Annotated in this window: 14 protein-coding genes; 8 read left to right on the top strand and 6 right to left on the bottom strand. The window is 66.1% G+C overall.

Going from position 1 to position 18899, the window contains the following annotated elements; all coding sequences use genetic code 11:
* Window positions 1-11: 11 nt before the first annotated feature.
* The 6 genes from VHC04_RS15345 to VHC04_RS15320 all read left to right on the top strand — a co-directional run bounded on the left by VHC04_RS15345 (window position 12) and on the right by VHC04_RS15320 (window position 7015).
* Window positions 12-749 carry an SDR family NAD(P)-dependent oxidoreductase gene (locus VHC04_RS15345; protein WP_325682784.1) on the top strand — a complete coding sequence of 246 codons (738 nt, stop codon included), beginning with the start codon at window positions 12-14 and terminating at the stop codon, window positions 747-749.
* 206 nt (window positions 750-955) lie between these two features.
* Entirely contained in the window at window positions 956-3583 is a 2628-nt protein-coding gene (gene leuS, locus VHC04_RS15340) for a leucine--tRNA ligase (protein ID WP_325682782.1), read from the top strand.
* Window positions 3580-4125: an LPS assembly lipoprotein LptE gene (gene lptE / locus VHC04_RS15335; RefSeq protein WP_325682780.1), complete on the top strand. Its 546-nt coding sequence runs from the start codon at window positions 3580-3582 to the stop codon at window positions 4123-4125. Before leuS ends, lptE begins: the two co-directional genes overlap by 4 nt.
* 7 nt (window positions 4126-4132) lie before the next feature.
* Entirely contained in the window at window positions 4133-5149 is a 1017-nt protein-coding gene (holA, locus tag VHC04_RS15330; protein ID WP_325682778.1) for a DNA polymerase III subunit delta, read from the top strand.
* Between the two features lie 210 nt (window positions 5150-5359).
* Window positions 5360-5692: a hypothetical protein gene (locus VHC04_RS15325; RefSeq protein WP_325682776.1), complete on the top strand. Its 333-nt coding sequence runs from the start codon at window positions 5360-5362 to the stop codon at window positions 5690-5692.
* Between the two features lie 117 nt (window positions 5693-5809).
* Window positions 5810-7015 carry a multidrug effflux MFS transporter gene (locus VHC04_RS15320; RefSeq protein ID WP_325682774.1) on the top strand — a complete coding sequence of 402 codons (1206 nt, stop codon included), beginning with the start codon at window positions 5810-5812 and terminating at the stop codon, window positions 7013-7015.
* 142 nt (window positions 7016-7157) lie between these two features.
* On the opposite strand, the gene VHC04_RS15315 is transcribed toward VHC04_RS15320, so the two are convergent.
* From VHC04_RS15315 to VHC04_RS15300, 4 genes are all read right to left on the bottom strand, one after another.
* Window positions 7158-7886 (bottom strand): maleate cis-trans isomerase family protein, encoded by a 729-nt coding sequence (locus VHC04_RS15315; protein ID WP_325682772.1) that lies wholly within the window; start codon window positions 7884-7886, stop codon window positions 7158-7160.
* A gap of 17 nt (window positions 7887-7903) precedes the next feature.
* Window positions 7904-8728, bottom strand: a complete 825-nt coding sequence (locus tag VHC04_RS15310) for a cell envelope integrity EipB family protein (RefSeq protein ID WP_325682770.1) — start codon at window positions 8726-8728, stop codon at window positions 7904-7906.
* Between the two features lie 84 nt (window positions 8729-8812).
* A complete protein-coding gene (gene aspS / locus VHC04_RS15305) occupies window positions 8813-10606 on the bottom strand; it encodes an aspartate--tRNA ligase (RefSeq protein WP_325682768.1) in 1794 nt (597 codons plus the stop codon).
* Between the two features lie 140 nt (window positions 10607-10746).
* Window positions 10747-11424 carry a GntR family transcriptional regulator gene (locus VHC04_RS15300; RefSeq protein WP_325682766.1) on the bottom strand — a complete coding sequence of 226 codons (678 nt, stop codon included), beginning with the start codon at window positions 11422-11424 and terminating at the stop codon, window positions 10747-10749.
* Between the two features lie 307 nt (window positions 11425-11731).
* Here VHC04_RS15300 and VHC04_RS15295 point away from each other — a divergent pair, with 307 nt between their 5' ends.
* Window positions 11732-12166 carry a CBS domain-containing protein gene (locus VHC04_RS15295; RefSeq protein ID WP_325682764.1) on the top strand — a complete coding sequence of 145 codons (435 nt, stop codon included), beginning with the start codon at window positions 11732-11734 and terminating at the stop codon, window positions 12164-12166.
* Between the two features lie 101 nt (window positions 12167-12267).
* Here VHC04_RS15295 and VHC04_RS15290 read toward each other — a convergent pair whose 3' ends face one another.
* Window positions 12268-15648 carry a DEAD/DEAH box helicase gene (locus VHC04_RS15290; RefSeq protein WP_325682762.1) on the bottom strand — a complete coding sequence of 1127 codons (3381 nt, stop codon included), beginning with the start codon at window positions 15646-15648 and terminating at the stop codon, window positions 12268-12270.
* A gap of 99 nt (window positions 15649-15747) precedes the next feature.
* On the opposite strand from VHC04_RS15290, the gene selB reads away from it, so the two are divergent.
* A complete protein-coding gene (selB, locus tag VHC04_RS15285) occupies window positions 15748-17637 on the top strand; it encodes a selenocysteine-specific translation elongation factor (RefSeq protein WP_325682760.1) in 1890 nt (629 codons plus the stop codon).
* Here the strand turns inward: selB and VHC04_RS15280 are convergent.
* The gene (locus VHC04_RS15280) at window positions 17591-18850 is read right to left on the bottom strand and encodes an ATP-grasp domain-containing protein (RefSeq protein ID WP_325682758.1); all 1260 of its coding nucleotides are present in this window, start codon (window positions 18848-18850) and stop codon (window positions 17591-17593) included. The two genes, selB and VHC04_RS15280, sit on opposite strands and share 47 nt — an antisense overlap.
* Window positions 18851-18899: the final 49 nt, after the last annotated feature.

Below are 18899 nucleotides of genomic sequence, written 5' to 3'. Positions count from 1 at the left end.
GAACCAGGGTCATGTCCGAAAATCAACCAATTCTGCTTCTGACCGGCGCCAGCCGGGGAATCGGCCATGCCACGGTGAAGCGCTTCGGCAGCGCCGGGTGGCGGGTATTGACCATTTCCCGCCAGCCGTTCGATCCGCGTTGCCCGTGGCCGGATGCCGAACCCAATCACATCCAGCTGGACCTCGCGGACGTGGAGGCGGTGCGCGACACGGTGCCACGAATCCGGGAAATCTGCGGCGGGCGGCTGAACGCCCTGGTCAACAATGCCGCGATCTCTCCAAAACACCCCGACGGGGCCAAGATCACCAGCCTGCAGATGGCGTACGCGGATTGGCTGCATATCTTCAACGTGAATTTCTTCTCGGCGGTCCTTCTGACGCAGGGACTGGCCGACCTTCTGGTCGACTCGAAGGGCAGCATTGTCAACATGACGTCGATCGTCGGTTCACGTGTTCACCCCTTTGCCAGCGCGGCCTACGCCACGTCCAAGGCGGCGCTGGCCGCGCTGACGCGGGAAATGGCGAATGACCTGGGCCGTTATGGCGTCCGCGTGAATGCGGTATCGCCAGGAGAGATCGACACCGCGATCCTGTCGCCCGGCACGGAAGAGATCGTGCAGCGGGAAATTCCGATGCGACGCCTTGGCAAACCCTCGGAGGTGGCCGATCTGTTGTTCTTCCTGTGCTCCGACCAGGCATTGTACCTGTCGGGGTCGGAAGTCCATATCGACGGCGGCCAACGCGTCTAGTTCAGCAGCCGGGCCAGGCCGGCATTCCCGCACGGCATCCGGTGGAGGCGGCGCTGCGAGGCGGTGGCGCACATGGCCGCCGGCGAGGGAAAATCGCTGCTTTTCAGGCGAGTGCCGGGCAACGGTTGTCACCTTGCGCGTCCAGCCGTCCGTGCTGCCCGGCATTGCTCTTGCGCGTCGGGCCGCCGCGACCGATACATCCGGCCATGAACGACACCGCCGCCCCCAGCTCGGCCGCGCAGGCTTCGGACGCCGCCCCGCGCTACGATTTCGCCACCGCAGAACCGAAATGGCAGCAGGCCTGGGCCGACCGCGCCTGCTTTCGCGTCGCGGATGTGCCGGCCGACGGCAAGCCCAAATACTACGTGCTGGAGATGTTCCCGTATCCCAGTGGCAAGATCCACATGGGGCATGTCCGCAACTATACGCTGGGTGACGTCGTGGCCCGGTACAAGCGGGCACGCGGCTATGCGGTGATGCATCCGATGGGCTGGGATGCGTTCGGCCTGCCGGCCGAGAACGCCGCCCGTGAGCGCCGCGTCCATCCGGCCAAGTGGACCTATGAAAATATTGCCAACATGCGGGCCGAGTTGCAGCGCATGGGGCTGTCCCTGGAGTGGGAGCGGGAATTCGCCACCTGCGACCCGGCCTATTACCGCCATCAGCAGAAGCTGTTCCTGGATTTCCTCAAGGCCGGCCTGGTCGAGCGGAAGGAAAGCTGGGTCAACTGGGACCCGGTCGACGGCACGGTGCTGGCCAATGAGCAGGTGATCGACGGCCGGGGCTGGCGGTCCGGCGCGCTGGTGGAGAAAAAGCAGCTCAGCCAGTGGTTCCTCAGCATCACCCAATACGCGCAGGAACTGCTGGACGCGCTGGAAACCCTGGACCGCTGGCCGGAACGGGTGCGGCTGATGCAGGCCAACTGGATCGGCCGGTCCGAGGGGGCGCGCCTGGCCTTCCGGCTTGCGGACAGCCAGGAGACGGTGGAGGTCTACACGACGAGGCCGGATACGCTGTACGGCATGTCGTTCCTGGCGATCGCGCCGGAGCATCCGCTGGCGGCCCTGGTGGCCGCGCGCGACCCGAAGGCGGCGGATTTCGTCGCCGAATGCCGCAGCCAGGGCACTTCGGAAGCGACGATCGAGACCGCGGAAAAGCGCGGTTACGATACCGGGCTTCGGGTGCGTCACCCCTTCATCGACGGTGCCACCTACCCTGTCTGGATCGCCAATTTCGTGCTGATGGAATATGGCACCGGCGCCATTTTCGGCTGCCCCGGCCACGACCAGCGCGATATGGATTTTGCCCGCAAATATGGGCTGGCAGTCACGCCGGTGGTCCTGCCGCCCGGCGCCGATCCGGCGACCTTCGCTCTTGGCAAGGACGCCTATGTCGGCCCTGGAACCTTGTTCAACTCCGAATTCCTGAATGGGCTCGACGTCGATGCTGCCAAGCGGGCCGCCATCGGGCGGCTTGAGGCGCTGGGCGTCGGCAAAGGCGTGGTCAACTGGCGCCTGCGGGACTGGGGCGTGTCGCGCCAGCGCTACTGGGGCTGCCCGATCCCGGTCATCCACTGTGAGGCTTGCGGTGTCGTGCCGGTGCCGGACGACCAGTTGCCGGTGACGCTGCCGGATGACGTCACCTTCGACAAGCCGGGCAATCCGCTGGACCATCATCCGACCTGGAAACATGTCGGCTGCCCGGTCTGCGGCAGGCCCGCGCGACGGGAGACCGACACGTTCGACACCTTCGTTGACAGTTCCTGGTATTTCGCCCGCTATTGCTCGCCGAACGCCGACGTGCCGCTGGTGCGCGAGGCGGTCGACGCCTGGATGCCGGTGGACCAGTATATTGGCGGCATCGAGCACGCGATTCTCCACTTGCTCTATTCGCGGTTCTTCACCCGCGCGATGAAGGACACCGGCCATATCGGGGTCGAGGAGCCGTTTGCCGGCCTGTTCACGCAGGGCATGGTGAACCACGAGTCCTACCGCGCCGCCGACGGCAGCTGGCTCTATCCGGATGAGGTCGAGAAGCATGCCGACGGCACCGCCATACACCGCGAGACCGGCCAGCCGGTGACGGTCGGCCGTGTGGAGGCGATGAGCAAGTCGAAACGCAATACGATCGATCCGGGTGCCATCATCGCCCGCTATGGCGCGGACACCGCGCGCTGGTTCATCCTGTCCGACAATCCGCCGGATCGCGATATGGAATGGACGGAAGCCGGCGTCGCCGGTGCCTTCCGCTTCACCCAGCGTATCTACCGCCTGGCCGACGCGCTCGCCGACGTAACGCGCGAGGCTCGGCCGGAGACGTTCGGTGCCGCTGGCAAGGCGCTGCGCCGGGCAACCCATCGCTGCATCGCGGCCGTGACCGACGCGCTGGAGAGCTTCGCCTTCAATGTGGCCGTCGCCCGCGTCTATGAGCTGGCGAACGCCATCACCGACGCCGAACGCGCCAGGCCGGAGCCAGGACTGGTATGGGCGCGCCATGAAGCGATGGAGGCGATTGCGCGCCTGATCAGCCCGATGATGCCGCATCTGGCCGAGGAAGTGCATCACCGCCTTGATCCGGGCACCGGCCGCCTTGTCGCGGAATTGCCCTGGCTGGAAGCCGATCCGGCTTTGCTGGCCGCGGAAACCGTTACGGTCGCCGTCCAGGTCATGGGGAAGCTGCGCGGTACGGTCGATGTGCCTCCGGATGCGCCGGCGGACACCGTGATCGCAGTTGCGGAGGCCGATCCGCAGGTTGCCAAGGCGCTGGAGGGCAAACGCATCGTCAAGCGGGTGCATGTGCCGAACCGCGTCGTGAACTTCGTGATCGCCGGATGAGCCGGGTCCTCGGTCGCCGTCTGATTTGCCGTGTGCTGGCTCTGGGCGGCGCCTCCCTGCTGGGTGGCTGCGGTTTCCAGCCCGTCTACATGAAGACCGCGAGCGGCAAGGCCGGACCAGCGCAGCGGGAGATGGCGCAGGTCAACGTCCCGGTCATTCCGGACCGCCCCGGCCAGTTGCTGCGGCAAGCCTTGCAGCGGGAACTGGGCAGCGATTCCGGCGCACCGGCCACCTATGATCTGCTGGTCGCCTACGGCATCTCCGGCGAAGGGATTTCGATCCAGGCCAATAACATCTCCACCCGGGTCCGTATGATCGGTACCGCGTCCTGGCGCCTGGTGGAGCGCAATCCCCAGCAGACCCTCGTCACCAGCGGCAGTGCCCGGTCGATGGATGGTCTCAATGTGTTCAACGAACAGTATTTCGCCGCCGACATGGAAACCGAGGCGGTGCAGAAGCGGATCGCCAACGCCGTGGCACAGCAAATCGCCTTGCAGCTGGCCGTCTGGTTTCGGCAGCAGGCCGCCAAACAGGCCGGCTGACCCCGGTATGAAGCTCGCCCCCGCGCAGATACCGGCATTCCTGCGTGATCCCGGGCATACGCGTGTGGTCCTCCTGTTCGGGGAAGACATCGGCATGATCCGGGAACGAGCCGAAGCGCTGGTCAAGGCGGTGGCCGGATCCCTGGATGACCCGTTTCTCGTGGCGGAACTGGCCCGCGATCAGCTGCGGGATCTTCCCAATGAAGCGGCTTCGCTGCCCCTGATGGGCGGGCGTCGCGTCGTGCGGGTCCGAGAGGCGACCGATGCCGCGACCGACGCGGTCCGCACTGTGTTGAAAGGCGCCGCCCCGGCGTTGGTGGTGCTGGAGGGCGCGACGCTTCCCACGCGCTCCAAACTGCGGACATTGCTGGAGGCGGACCCGGACGGTGCCGCCCTGGGCTGCTACCCGGAGGAAGGCCGAGCTCTGGAGACGACGATCCGCGGCACATTGCAAGCGGTGAATGTCGGGATCGATCCTGATGCGCTGTCCTGGTTGAGCGGGCAGCTGGGCGCGGACAGGGCGTCAACCAGAGCGGAGCTGGAAAAACTGGCATTGTTCGTCGGGCCGGGGAACCGGGTCGATATCGACGCAGCGCAGACATGCGTCGGTGATCTGGCAGGCCTGTCCCTGGACGATGCGCTGTTCGCCGCCACGGCCGGCGATGTGGGTACCGCCGACAGAGCGTTGGAACTGGCCTTGGCCGAGGGCGCACATGCGGTGCAGGTGCTGCGGACGGCGATCGGTCATCTGCAGCGACTGCATCGCGCCAGGCTGGCGATGGAGCAATCCAACCTGTCTGCCGCCGAGGCCGCGAAGACGCTGCGGCCGCCGGTTTTCTACCAACGGGTCGGTGCATTCAACCGGGCACTGAACCTTTGGTCCGCCGCCGCACTGCAAGGCGCACTGACCGCGATGGCCGAGGCGGAACGAGGGTGCAAACGCACCGGCTGGCCGGATCGGACCCTGTGCCGCAATGCCATCATGACGATTGCGCGCCGCTCTGCTGCATTGAACCGACGGTAGCGTCAATGTTCGGTCGTGCTACCGGCCGACATTGCGTGCTTGGGTAGTGGCCGGTAGCGAAATATCGAAAATAGATACAAATCTCGGGAATTTATACTTTTGATTTGGTGCGTGCTGTGTCATCACGTCCCGCGATCGAAGCGTTTGTCGACGCTTGATCCGGAGCCTGTCATGTCAGCCAACAGACCAGCGGCTATTCTGACGAGAGTGATGCCCTCGATCGAACCACAACCGATCAACCAGTCGGATCTTCGGTTCGTGCAGGATGAGCTCGCCGATTTCGCGCCCGAGTGGTGCGTGCAGTTGGAGGGGATCTGCGCTGACGAGGCGACGCTGGTGATGGTCCCGGAACTGGGCGACGACGAGACCGGGCCAAGCTTCGTGGTAAGCCGGGAAGGGTTCCGGTATCGTCTGCATACGGTGCATTGGGACGACATGCAGGATCTCGGCGGGTTCGCGACCCTGGCCGATGTGATGGGCACCGTCCGCGACGTCCTGCTGACGGCGGCCGAGCAATGGGAGCTGGCTCCGACCTGGCACTGAGCGGGTTCTCCGCTCCAGCAGGCTCCTTCGTCGTCATCATCGCCGGTCATCCGCCTCTGCCGAGTTGCGGCGCGCCAAGGTCACAGGCACATTTGGCGCCAAAGCACGGATATCGGTATGTCTCTTCTGACCAACCCGCTGCTGCGCGGCAGCGCGCGGGCTCCCTTCCTATTACTCGTTGCCATGACCGCTTGCGGTACCTTGGGGATGCACGTGATCATTCCCGCGCTGCCGGCGATGGCGGTCGCGCTCTCCATGTCCGAGAGCGCGGCGCAATTGACGATTACCCTGTACCTGGTCGGGCTCGCCATCGGCCAGCTCGCCTACGGCCCGGTTTCGGACCGTCTGGGCCGCCGTCCGGTGATCCTGGCGGGGTTGGCGCTGTTCACCGCCGCCAGCTTGGTCACGGTGTTTGCTCCCAGCGCGACGGTTCTGATCGGCGCACGCATCGTCCAGTCTCTGGGTGGCTGCGCCGGGCTGGTGCTGGGACGCGCCGCGGTGCGCGACGGTGCGGCGCCCGACAAGGCGGCGGCTCAACTCGCGCTGTTGACCCTGGTGATGTCCATGGTGCCGGCCATCGCTCCCGCGGTCGGTGGCTTTCTCACGTCCTGGTACGGGTGGCATGCCAGCTTTGTCCTGCTGACCGTGATCGGGGCCGCGACCCTGGCGGCCTGTGTTCTGCGGCTGCCGGAGACTGCGTCACCTGCCACGGGCAGCCGGTCCCTGTTGACCGGCTATGTCAGGCTGATGCAGTCACGCCGGTTCCTGGGCTACGCGGTGGGCGGGGCATGCTCGACGACCGCTTTCTACGGGTTCATGTCCGCTTCCCCGTTCATCTTCGAGCGGCATTTGCAGCAGACACCACAGCAGATCGGCCTGTATTACCTGCTGTTGATGGGCGGGGTGGCGCTGGGGAGCCTGATGGCAAACCGTCTGGCGAGCCGGGTCCGTTCGGCAACAGCCTTGCGGATCGCGAACGGCATTTGCGTAACCGGTGCCGTCCTGTTCGCTGTCGCGGACATGACCGGCCAGATCAGCGTGGTATCCATCGTCGGATCCGTCGCGATCTTCATGATCGGCGCCGGCATGGCCAGCCCGTTTGCCCTGGCAGGCTGCGTCAGCGTGAACCCGCAGGCCATTGGGGCGGCATCGGGCCTCTACGGCTTCTTCCAGATGACGTACGGCATGCTGTGCACCATCGTTGCCGGAAGCTGGTCGCCGGGCGCCATCTACCCGGTCGTCGTCCTGTTGCTTGGGTCAGCATTGCTGGGTCAGGCGGCGATCGGGGTCGCATTGCGGGCTGGCGCCAGCGGTCGGGGCTGATCGGTCCAACCGGGGATGGTGGCTCCCGGCTTGCACCGTGCAGCGGTTAACGTGCGATCGCTTGAAGCCGGCGGTTGGAAGGCGTGAATCACCCTTTGAATCAAAGAGTTGACAAAGCATGTCAACCTGACCCTGTCCTGCTTCAGGGATGGAGCTGGAACAGCCGGCCCCAGTCCGTAACCCGGCCGGGGTCGCTGCCGGCCAGGATCAGGCTTTTCCACACCGCCGTCGCCACCGTATCGTAAATCGGAATCCCCAGCTCGGCTTCCAGCGGCGCCACCAGCGCCGCGCTGCGCAGGTTGGTGCACAGAACCGCGATGGCATCCGGCCGCCGCGCCGCCGCCGACCGGATCATGCCGGCCAACCGTTCCGGCGCTACATTGGCGAAGGCAAAATTATCCTCGATCCCAAGAGCCGGTTCGGCATCGCAGATCAGGCCCGTGGCGGCGTAGTTGGCAACGATGCGGTCCTGCACTGGCGTGGTATATGGCGTCACCAACCCCAGGCGCCGGGCACCGGTGAAGGCCAGCGCCTCATTCAGTGCCAGGATCGACGTCGTCGCGGGGATCCCGGTCATACCGGTGATCCGGTTGCACAGATGCCGGTCGGTATCGAAGCCGAGCCAGCTGGCCGAGGTGCCATTCCAGGCAATCGTATCCACCTTGGCGTGCGACAGAAGCTCCGCCGCGTCCAGGATCGCGCTGTCGTCGAACTGCGCCTGCGCGTCCTCGCTCATTGCGATCTGGGTGACGCGGAAGCGCGAGAAATGCGCCGTCGCCTCCGGCAGCCCGCCCAGAATGGCCACCGTCGCCGGCTCCAGCACCGTGTTGGAGGATGGCGTCAGCATACCGAGGCGGATTGGGCGGAGCATGCGAGGGCCCGCAAGGTTCAGCAGCGATGCGGTTGCAGGGTGAACTCGGTCATCTTGGCGTCCATGACGAAGTCGCCAAAATCCATCTTCATCGCGTCGGCGACGCCGTTCTCCCAATACCGCATCCCAACCTGATAGCTGGGTGTCATCGCAGTTTCGTCATGGTCGAAGAACGACAACTGGACCCGCGTGCTGGGCAGGGCGGACAGGGCAGGCCACTTCGTCGGCATGGGAGGCTTCCAGTCCAGGATCACGATGAAGCTGTCCTCCACGCCGCTGTCATCCGTCCCGTCGAACAGCGGGATCGCCAGGAAGCGCTGCTTCTCCCGCGCGGCGTTGATGATCGCCGCGGTGTGCATCATCGGAAACATCGTGCCCGCCGGCAGAGGAACGGTCTTCTGCTGCGGCGAGGTATAGCGTGCTTCCCCGGGACCGCCGAGCTTGGTGAGCGTCGCGTCACCATCGGTCTGGCTGGTAATGGCCTGTTCGGTCGTCTGCCGCACGTGGAAACGGAATTTGAGGCCGTTCTTGGCTTCCCAGGTCGTATAGTCCGACGTCATCACGATGTCCTGACCGTCGGCGTTGGTGACGGTCATCTGCAGCCGCTGCCGGGTCGCCCAGCCATCGCAGGCATCCGTAACCTCATATCCCATGGTCCCGCGCGCGGCGATCACGTCGGTGCTGTTGGTCTTCGCCAGGGTCAGCCCATACAGCGCCTTGTGGGCTGCAAGCGGTACCGCCGCCGGCATGCCTGATTGTGCGCTCGCAGCCAGGGCGGGCTGTTCAGCGACCGGGGCGGCACCAACCAGAAGCAGCGTCAGGAACGCGGCAGAAAGACGCATGAACAACTCCGCAGCATGTCCGGGATCGGAACCGGTGCCGTACCATAGGAGGCCGCCACGGCTTTCGCCATCGCGGCAGACGGCTCATCCGCCGGTCGCCTTGGCTTTTGGCGGGATGTCGATTTTAAGCGACAGTTCCTTGAGCCGCGCCGGCGGGATCGGGGCCGGCGCGCCCATCAGCAGATCCTCGCCCTGCTGATTCAGCGGGAACACGATCACCTCGCGGATGTTGGGTTCGTCGGCCAGCAGCATCACGATGCGGTCGATCCCCGGGGCGGAGCCGCCATGCGGCGGTGCGCCATAGCGGAACGCGTTCAGCATGCCGCCGAACCGGGCTTCCACGTCGGCGGCGGTGTAGCCGGCGATTTCGAAGGCGCGGATCATGATGTCCGGACGGTGGTTGCGGATGGCGCCCGAGGACAGCTCGATGCCGTTGCAGACGATGTCGTACTGGTAGGCCTTGATCGTCAGCGGGTCCTGCGTGTTCAACGCCTCCAGCTCGCCCTGCGGCATGCTGAACGGGTTGTGGCTGAAGTCGATCTGGCCGGTTTCCTCGTTCAACTCGTACATCGGGAAATCGGTGATCCAGCAGAAGCGGAACGCGCCGGCCTCGATCAGGCCCAGCTCCTCGCCTAGCCGCGTGCGCACCGTGCCGGCGAATTTCTCCGCCGCGTCCTTTTTCCCGGCCACGAAGAACACCGCATCGCCGGCCCGCGCGCCGGAGGCAGCTCGGATGGCTTCCGCGCGGTCCGCTTCCAGATTGCGAGCGATCGGCCCCTTGGGTCCCTCGGCGTCATAGATGATGTAGCCCAGGCCGCCCTGGCCTTCCGCCTTCGCCCAGTCGTTCAGCTTATCGAAGAAGCTGCGCGGCTGGTTGCCGGCGCCAGGGGCGGGGATGGCGCGGATCACCCCGCCCGACGCGGCGATGCGGGCGAACAGGCCGAATCCGGAGCCGGCATAGTGCTCCGTCACGTCGGCGATGCGGATCGGATTGCGAAGGTCCGGTTTGTCGGACCCGTATTCCAGCATCGCCTGGTCGTAGGGGATGCGCGGGAAGGGGGGTTTGGTGACCATCCGCCCGCCGGAAAATTCCTCGAACACGCCGGCGATAACCGGTTCGATCGTGTTGAATACGTCCTCCTGGGTGACGTAGCTCATCTCGAAGTCGAGCTGATAGAACTCACCCGGTGAGCGGTCGGCGCGGCTCGCCTCATCGCGGAAACACGGCGCGATCTGGAAATACCGGTCGAAGCCAGCGACCATCAGCAGCTGCTTGAACTGCTGTGGTGCCTGCGGCAGCGCATAGAACTTGCCCGGATGCAGGCGTGCCGGCACCAGGAAGTCGCGCGCGCCCTCGGGCGAGGACGCGGTCAGGATCGGGGTCTGGTATTCCAGGAATCCAGCCCCGATCATGCGCTGGCGGATCGAGGTGATCACCTGGCTGCGCAGCACCATGTTGCGATGCAGCTTCTCCCGCCTCAGGTCCAGGAAGCGGTAGCGCAGGCGAATATCCTCGGGGAACTTTTCGTCGCCGGCGACCTGCATCGGCAGGACCTCGGCGGCCGACTGCACCACCATGTCGGAGACCCGCAACTCCACCTCGCCGGTCGGCAGCCTGGGGTTCACGGTGCCGGCCTCACGCATCACGACCGAACCCGTGACGGTGATCACGCTTTCGGGCCGGACCTTGTCAGCGGCTTCGAAGGCGGGCGAGCTGGTGCTGAATACGCACTGCGTCATGCCATAATGGTCACGCAGGTCGATGAACAGCAGGCCGCCATGGTCGCGCTTGGCGTGCACCCAACCGGAAAGGCGGACCGTCTGGCCGGCGTCGGCAGCGCGCAGGGCGCCGCATGTGTGGGTGCGGTAGGCGTGCATTCTGTTTGTCCCAGCGAAATCGGAGGCGCCATGTCGGCCGCCATGTCAGGGGCCGGACACAAGCCCCGGTGGCCCGGTCAAGTCAAGCGATTGATCCCGTTTCGGCGGCCGGCTGCCGCACCGGACGGGACCGTGCACTGCTAACGCACGATCGCCACGGGCCGGGCCGCGCTGCTGAACGTGTCGAAGGCACCCTCGACGAGGTCGACATGGCGAAGCATCGCCGCATGCGCTTCCGGTGCGTTGCCGTCCAGGATTGCCCGGACGACGGCATCATGTTCCTCCCACGATTGCGGCAGGCGGCCGGTGGTGTGGAACTGCGCGCGCCGGAAGGGCGCCAGGCGGCGGCGCAGGCTCGCCGTAAAGTCGCCCAGCACTGCATTATGGCTGCCGTCGTAGATCGACAGATGGAAGGACTGGTTGGCATCCGCGTACGCATCGGGATCGCCGGTCCGCACCAGCGCCGCCATCGACTCATGCAACTGCTGCAGCGCCTGACGCTCCGACGGGGTCATCCGCAGCGCGGCAAGCCGCGCACAGGCGGCTTCCATTTCCGCCATGGCGGCGAACATCGTCCGCAGATCCTCGGGCGTCACCGACGCCACGACGGCGCCTCGCCTGGGACGCAGATCGATCAGTCCCGAGGTGGCGAGCTGGCGCAGCGCCTCCCGCACCGGCGTGCGGGACACGCCAAACCGGCCCGCGAGCTGTTGTTCGTCCAAACGCGCGCCCGGTGCGAATTCACCAGTCAGAATGGCGTTGGAAATCTGCCCGGCCAGTCGTTCCGCTCTTGTCTGGCTGGTTGTCGTGGGTTTCACAGTCTCAACCTTCTCGCGGCACGATCCTCTGGCAATGCCAGGGCGAACCGGCACTATCATTATCCGCCGGTCGCTTCTCGAATGTATAGCGGAATAGGAGTGGTCCGGTTGCATGGGTCCGGCAATCCTGTGCGGCACTCCGTTGACTGAAGGTCCGCCCGCTCGGAATCAAGGGGTCGCGGGATCGCTGGCTCCCGGGGGCGCTGGTTAAACTTGCGACACCTATGTGCCACGCTTCCTTGCAACCCCATATCGATCTCGCTGGCGCTTGATTGCGTGAGCGCTTGATTGAGAAGGAGCGATGCTGATGTTTATTTCCGATGTCCTGCAGGAAAAGCACGGCCAGGTGGTGAAGGTGGCTCCGGCCGATACGGTCTTGTCTGCGGTGAAGAAGTTGGCTGAGCACAAGATCGGCGCCGTGGTCGTCGAGGACGACTGGATGCGCCTCGCCGGCATCTTCTCAGAGCGTGACTTCGTGAACGCGATCGACCGCCATGGGGCGGAGGCGCTGACATTTCCGGTGTCCCGCCTGATGAGCAAGCGTGTGATCACCTGCGGGCCGCGCGATCGCGTGGATGTCGCGCTCGGAGCGATGACTCAGGGGCGCATCCGGCATCTGCCGGTGGTGGAGGATGGCTCGTTGATCGGGATCGTCAGCATCGGCGACCTGGTGAAGCACCGCCTGGACGAAAAGGCGCTGGAAGCCAACGTCCTGCTGGATATCGCCCGCCTGCACGCCTGAGGCGGATCCCGGGCAAGTCCGAAGGAGAGGCGTCAGCAGAGCTCGGGGTTGCAGCATGGCAGGGCCGGACCGGCCCTGCCACAGTCGGCCGGAGACACCGGTCAGCTCGCGACGCCGAACAGTTCCTCGACATCGTCGGCGGTGAGCTTCAAGGCGCTGCCATGTTCCGCGTCCATGACGCTGGCGACGATGGCGCGCTTCTTGTCCTTCAGCAATTCCATCTTCTCCTCGATCGTGCCCAGCGTCACCAGCCGGTGCACGAACACTTTGTTCTTCTGCCCGATCCTGTGTGCGCGGTCCGTTGCCTGCTCCTCGACGGCCGGATTCCACCACGGGTCATAATGGATAACCGTGTCCGCGGCGGTGAGGTTGAGACCTACGCCGCCCGCCTTCAGGCTGATCAGGAACAGCGGCACCTTGCCCGATTGGAACCGTTTCACCGGCCCTGCTCGATCCTTGGTATCTCCGGTGAGGATTTCATAGCCGACGCCGTCGTCGCGCAGCCGCTGCTCGATCAGCGCCAGCATTTCGGTAAACTGGGAAAACAGCAGCACCCGCCGCCCTTCGTCGAGCATGATGGCCAGCATCTCCATCAGCCGGTCCAGCTTCGCCGATCGTGCCCTGCTTCGGGTGACAGTCTGCAGCTTCAGCAGGCGAGGGTCGCAGCAAGCCTGGCGCATCTTCAGCAGCGCATCCAGGATGATGATGCCGGACCGGGCGAGCCCTTTCTGCGCGATCGCGGCCTTGACCCTGGCGTGCATCGAAAGACGTATCGCCTCATAGATCGCCCGTTGCGCCTGTTCCATTTCGACCGACTCGGTGATTTCCGTCTTCGGCGGCAGCTCGGTGACGACCTCCTGCTTGGTCCGGCGCAGCATGAACGGGCGAACCCGGCGGTTCAGCAGGGCCTGGCGCTCCGCGTCGCCGTGGCGCTCGATCGGAGCGCGATAGGCGGCTTTGAAGGTCTTCTGGCTGCCGAGGAAGCCGGGCGCCAGAAAATCGAACAGCGACCACAGCTCCCCCAGGTGGTTCTGCAAGGGGGTGCCGGAGAGGCACAGGCGTTGCCGAGCCCTCAGTCGCAAGGCTTGCCGGGTGGTTTCGGCGTCCGGGTTTTTGATCGACTGCGCCTCGTCCAGGATGACCATGTGCCAGTCTTGCGCCGTCAGCGTTTCATGATCCCGCACCAGCAGCGGATAGGTGGACAGTACCAGGTCGAATTTCGGGATGTCGGCGAAGCGCGATTTCCGGGCGGCCCCGTGCAGGGACAGGACGGATAGGTCGGGCGTGAACCGCGTGGCCTCGGCGACCCAGTTGGGTATCAGGCTGGTGGGACAGACGATCAGACAGGGCCTGTCCATCCGCCCCGCGGCTTTTTCGACCATCAGATGGGCCAGGGCCTGCACCGTCTTGCCAAGACCCATATCATCGGCCAATACGCCGCCCAGGCCGGCGGCAGCCAGGAATTGCAGCCAATTGAGCCCGTCGGCCTGATATGGCCGCAGCACGGCCTTGAACCCGTCCGGCACGCTGACCGTGGGGATTCCACCGGCCTGTCGCAGCCGCCGGCCCAGTTCCCGCAGGCCTTCGCCGCCGCGCCAGACCAGGCCCGAGCGCTCCTCGACCGCCGCCAGGTCGCCGGCGTCCAACCGGGTGAAGCGGATGCTGTCGCCGTCCAGGGCGCCGCCGCGGCTGTTCCACAGCTCCAGCAATGCCTGGAGGGTCGGACGAATCTGCTCGAGCGGCAGCGACAACAGCCGACCGTCATTCAGCGGGACAATGAACGGCTTGTCGTCCAGCCCTTCCATCAGCGCCGCGGTGTCCGGCTTTGCCAGCAGGCGCAGCAGTGGCGGCACCAGATCGACACGCTGGCCGTTCACCATGACGCCCAGGTTCAGCTCCAGCCAGTCGATACCGGAGCCTTCCAGAAGCTCCGCCTCGATCGAGCTATCCGCGGCGACGATCTGGAACGGGAAATCCGTGTCGATCTCGACGATCCAGCCATCCTGGCGCAGCCGGGGCACATCCTGGGTCACGACCTGCAGCCAGGTGCGGTGGGAGCTGGCTTCGTGCAGCACGAAATCGTCGGAGTGTGCGTGCGCGTACCAGACCGGCACGATGTCCTGCACCGGTTCGATCCCCAGTTCGCGCAGTGTCATGATGGCGGCCTGCTCCGCGCGCAGGTCCCGGATCACTTCATAGATCTTGTTGCCATGTGCCGTCAGACGAGCGGTCGGCAGCCGCGTGCGCGGCAGGTCAACCGGTCCATATCGGTAGGACAGGCGAACGAGAGGCGTCTCGAACAGGCCGCCCGCCAGGCTGCGGCCGGTACCGCGGCCAAAATTCGGGTCGCGCGGCACGGTGCCGTTGAGCAGCCGTAGCACCGGCTGCATTGGCACCTGCACGCGTTCCGGCGGTTGCAGCTCGTTCGGCACCGGCACCAAGGGCGCCCTGGCCTTGCGGGCGAGCTGCTCACGCACTTCCGCCGCCGCCTCGGCCGGAATAGCCGGCGCCCGCAGCAGCCGCTTGACCACGCCGGCAGGCAGGTCGAAGCGCAGCGGCCCCATCTCCCCCGAACGGGGATCGACATACCAGGGATCGGGAATGCGCACCCCGACCAGGCCCTCCTCCAGCGTCAATGCCGGTTGCTGGGAGGCATCCGCGTTGGTTGCCCAGGTGATCTGGCCGCCGCGTTCGGGCCCTTCCTTCAGGGCGACACCCTCGGCGGATTGCCAACGCGCCCGCCCGGTGGCCAGGATGGCACGCAGCGTCTGCTGCGGGTCGTCGTCCGCCGGCAGCGACGCCAGCTCCGAGGTCGGGCACCGATGCAGGCGAGCCACCAGCACCCGGTCGGATGGGCGCAGATATTTCGGTCCATCCGGGCTTCCGTGATGATTGAAGCGCCGGACCGCCGAAATCGATCCGTCCTTCCGCGTCGTGACATTCATCATGTCGATCTGCAGCCTGGGCACCGGTGCCGCCCGAAGGGTCATCACATAGAACAGGCGGGAGCGCATCGACGGCGGGTAATCCTCGGTCTGCTCCTCATCGTCCTGTTCGAATTCCTGCAACCAGGAGCGAACGTGCTGCGGTAGCGGGGCCGGCTGCGGCGGCAATGGCTCCGGCGTGCTTTGTTGGACGGCGGCGGCGCGCGGCATCGTGCGCTCCCGCCGGTGTGCCGCGATCAGCACCGCTGCCAGATGTTTGCAGTTCCGGCCCACCGGGCAGGAGCAGCGCCCCTGGATGCGCAGGCGACCGAGTCCCTTGCCGATTGTCAGCCGCTGCAGATAGGGGTCGGCGAGTGATCCCTGCGTGGTCGCGGTGATCAGCCCGCCGCGCTCCGCGATCAACAGATTCTGCACCCGGCCGCGCTGCTCATAGGTGCGTCCCGCGGCATAGGTGTGGGGCTGGAACGCGCCCCGGATATCCGCTTCACTCAGCGCCAGGGAGGGGTCGATGTCGGACGCGATGGGCACAATGCGCATATATCGACTATGCAAAGGGTGCGCGAGTCGTGAACAGGGCCAGTGCCGGGCGGTCGGCGGATTACCGGGAATCGGCCGTTGTGACCGGGATGATCCGGCGTGATCATCGGCACCGCCGGTCATGTCGATCACGGCAAGACCGCCCTGGTCAAGGCATTGACAGGTGTGGATACGGATCGGCTGGCCGAGGAAAAGCGGCGCGGCATCACGATCGACCTGGGCTATGCCTATACCGATGATTTCGGCTTTGTCGACGTGCCGGGCCATGAGCGTTTCGTCCACACGATGCTCGCCGGCGCCAGCGGGATCGACACCGGATTGCTGGTTGTCGACCTGACCGAAGGAATCCGGCCGCAGACACGTGAGCACCTGCAGATCCTGTCGCTTCTAGGTATCGAAACCGGCGTCGTTGCCCTCACCAAGGCCGATCTGGCGCCGGAACGGACAGCCGAGGTCTCGGCCGCGCTGCGCCCTCTGCTGGCCGAAACGCGGTTTCGCGACGCGCCCATGATCCCGGTGTCAGCCGTGACCGGCATGGGGCTGGAGACGTTGCGCGCCGCGCTCGTCGCCACTGCTCGGCCGCCTCGCCCCGTGTCCGGCCATCCGCGTCTGGCGGTGGATCGGGCCTTCACGCTGACCGGTGCCGGGCTGATCGTGACCGGAACCCTGGTGGCGGGCCGGATCGCCGTGGAAGATCGGCTGGTGCTGTCTCCGGTGGGGCTGGAGGTGCGGGTGCGGGGCCTGCACGCGCAGAATCGGCCGGCGCGGGAGGCTGTGGCGGCCCAGCGCGTGGCCCTGAACATCACCGGGCCACGCGTGTCGAAGGATGCGGTGCGGCGTGGCGACTGGGTGTTGCACCCCGCGCTGCATGCGCCCACCGCCGCGCTGGATGCTCGGCTGCGCCTGCTGCCGGATGCCGTGCAGTTGCGGCCGGATACCGAAGTTCATCTGCATCTCGGCACGGCCCATGGGATGGCGCGCCTGTCCCTGCTGGACCGGGACCGGCTGACACCCGGAGACACGGCGCTGGTCCGCCTGACCTTGCGGGAACCGATCGGTGCGCTGGCCCGCGATCGTTTCGTCATCCGCGACACCAGCGCGACGCACACGCTGGGCGGCGGCACGGTCCTGGACCCATTTCCGCCACGACGGGGCCGGCGCACCGCCGCTCGGCTGGTGCAACTGGTGTCCCTGGACGCGTCCGATCCGACCGAGGCGCTGCGTGGCCTGCTCGCGGTGACACCCCACTGGACCGATGCCGGCAGCTTCTTCCGTGCCTGGAACCTGCCGGAGCCGGCGCAGGCGGAGGTCATCGCCGCCGCTCCCGCCCGTCCGGCCGGCGGGCTGCTGCTGAGCCCCGAGGCATTCGTCCGCATCCGTGACCGGATTGTCGCGATGCTGGATGCGCATCATCGGTCGTCGCCGGAACTGCCGGGGATGCAGGCCGAACGGCTGCGCATCGGATTGCCCGAGCGGCCGCCGGCGGCGGCTTTCGGCGGCATCGTTCAGATCTTGGTGGCTGATGGCGTCATTGCCCAGGACGGGCCGTGGCTGCGCCAGCCGCATCACAGCGTCATGCTGTCGGCCCAGGATCAGCGCATCTGGCGCGCCGCCGAACCGCTGATCACCGGACAGCGGTTCCGCCCGCCGCGGCTGCGGGAACTCGCCGAGACTCTGCATGTTCCAGAGAAGGAGGTGCGGGCCACGTTGAAGCGTCTGCAGCGGATGGGACAGCTGGTGGAAGTGCCGCCCGACCTGTTCTTCCGGCGGGACACGATGGCCGAGATGGTGGCGATCGCCGCCGACCTGGCGGAGCATGACGGCGTGATCACCGCCGCTTCGTTCCGGGACCGGTTGGAGAACGGGCGCAAGGTGGCGATCCTGGTACTGGAGTTCCTCGATCGCGCCGGTGTCACCGTTCGAACCGGGGACACGCGACGCATCAGGCCGGAACGATTGCGCCTGTTCGGGGAACCATCGTTCCGTTGATCCCACGGGTTGCACCATGCCGCAGCATCGCGCCGAACGCGTCAAACACGCGGCGCATCTGCGGTCGCTTGTAGGGAAACACCTCTGGCGGGTCCATCATGTGGATGATGGCCGCGGTGTCCGCTTCGAACACCAGAAGCCTGCCGTCCGGAGTCTCGGCGCAGTCGATCGAATAGTAGTCGAAGCCCAGACGCCTGTTCAGGACATCGAACGCGACGGCATGGCGACGGGCGAAACCGATGTCGAAGGTGTCCATCGCCTCCGCCTCCATGTCCCGCTTCGCGGCGGAGTCGGTCATGCCCGCGTTCAGATAATGGACCATCCAGTGCCGCGAAACGGCCATATGGCACAGATGCGGGCGCCCCTCGATGAAGGCGATCCGCAGCTTGCGGTACAGCCCATCCGGTCCGGCGTAATCCTGGAAAGCCGTCAGGTAGAACCGGTCAGTCAACGACAGACGCAGATAGGCATCGAGGTCGGCATCCCCGTTGAGGAGCGACAATCCGGTCCCGGCATGGGCGTGCAGCGGCCGGATCAGGCAGGGAAACGCGCTGTCCACGGCGCCGAGCGGCGGCAGCGGCTGGACGCCCTGCAGATGGCGGTGCAGCATGTTCCGCGTCGCCGCGATTGCCCGCGGGCTGCAGGTTCCGGGCGCATCCGCCAGCGCGCGAGACAGCGTATCGCGTGCCAATAGCGGCAGATGGCGCGGGTCGTTCAGGACCGGCCGCGGCCAGCGGGCACACAGATGGATCAGGTGATGAAGCAGCGGCGGCGCCGCCTCGCTGACCGCGCAGAAGGCGACGTCGTGATCCGGCAGCACCGCGGGCAGCAGTTGGTCGGGCAGCAGGAACAGCAGGTCCAGCCGCACATCCAGTTCATTGGTGATGAAATCGAGCGGCGTGTTCACCATCAGATCACCCGGTGCGCACAGGGCCAGCAGGCGCAGGGGGGCCGAGGCAGGCCGGGGATGCCGGATGCGATACAGTACATTCTGCGCCAGGGCTCGGGCCTGGACCGCCATACCCTCGGCCTTGCGAAAGCAAAGCTGCTGAACGATCGACTCGTCGTACAGGCAGGCCACCGGAGCCTCCGACAACGCGGCAGCCGGATCGGCGGCCGCGTAGGCACGACCGGCCAGCGCCGCCGTACCGAGGATCGGCTGGGGCACACAGTCCTCCGACAGCGCAGGCAGGTTCTCGGCGTCGAACGGCATCGCGGCCCCATTCCGGTCTGGGTCGAAGCGTGCCGGTAAAACGTTAACA

The organism is Rhodopila sp. (assembly GCF_035548095.1).
Taxonomy (GTDB): Bacteria; Pseudomonadota; Alphaproteobacteria; order Acetobacterales; family Acetobacteraceae; genus Rhodopila.
Note: the sequence above shows the minus strand (reverse complement) of the source record. Positions and strands in the feature narration are given on the sequence as shown.

Coding starts and splice junctions, on each gene's coding strand:
- VHC04_RS15345 (WP_325682784.1), top strand. CDS start 12: ATGTCCGAAAATCAACCAATTCTGCTTCTGACCGGCGCCAGCCGGGGA.
- leuS (WP_325682782.1), top strand. CDS start 956: ATGAACGACACCGCCGCCCCCAGCTCGGCCGCGCAGGCTTCGGACGCC.
- lptE (WP_325682780.1), top strand. CDS start 3,580: ATGAGCCGGGTCCTCGGTCGCCGTCTGATTTGCCGTGTGCTGGCTCTG.
- holA (WP_325682778.1), top strand. CDS start 4,133: ATGAAGCTCGCCCCCGCGCAGATACCGGCATTCCTGCGTGATCCCGGG.
- VHC04_RS15325 (WP_325682776.1), top strand. CDS start 5,360: ATGCCCTCGATCGAACCACAACCGATCAACCAGTCGGATCTTCGGTTC.
- VHC04_RS15320 (WP_325682774.1), top strand. CDS start 5,810: ATGTCTCTTCTGACCAACCCGCTGCTGCGCGGCAGCGCGCGGGCTCCC.
- VHC04_RS15315 (WP_325682772.1), bottom strand. CDS start 7,886: ATGCTCCGCCCAATCCGCCTCGGTATGCTGACGCCATCCTCCAACACG.
- VHC04_RS15310 (WP_325682770.1), bottom strand. CDS start 8,728: ATGCGTCTTTCTGCCGCGTTCCTGACGCTGCTTCTGGTTGGTGCCGCC.
- aspS (WP_325682768.1), bottom strand. CDS start 10,606: ATGCACGCCTACCGCACCCACACATGCGGCGCCCTGCGCGCTGCCGAC.
- VHC04_RS15295 (WP_325682764.1), top strand. CDS start 11,732: ATGTTTATTTCCGATGTCCTGCAGGAAAAGCACGGCCAGGTGGTGAAG.
- VHC04_RS15290 (WP_325682762.1), bottom strand. CDS start 15,648: ATGCGCATTGTGCCCATCGCGTCCGACATCGACCCCTCCCTGGCGCTG.
- VHC04_RS15280 (WP_325682758.1), bottom strand. CDS start 18,850: ATGCCGTTCGACGCCGAGAACCTGCCTGCGCTGTCGGAGGACTGTGTG.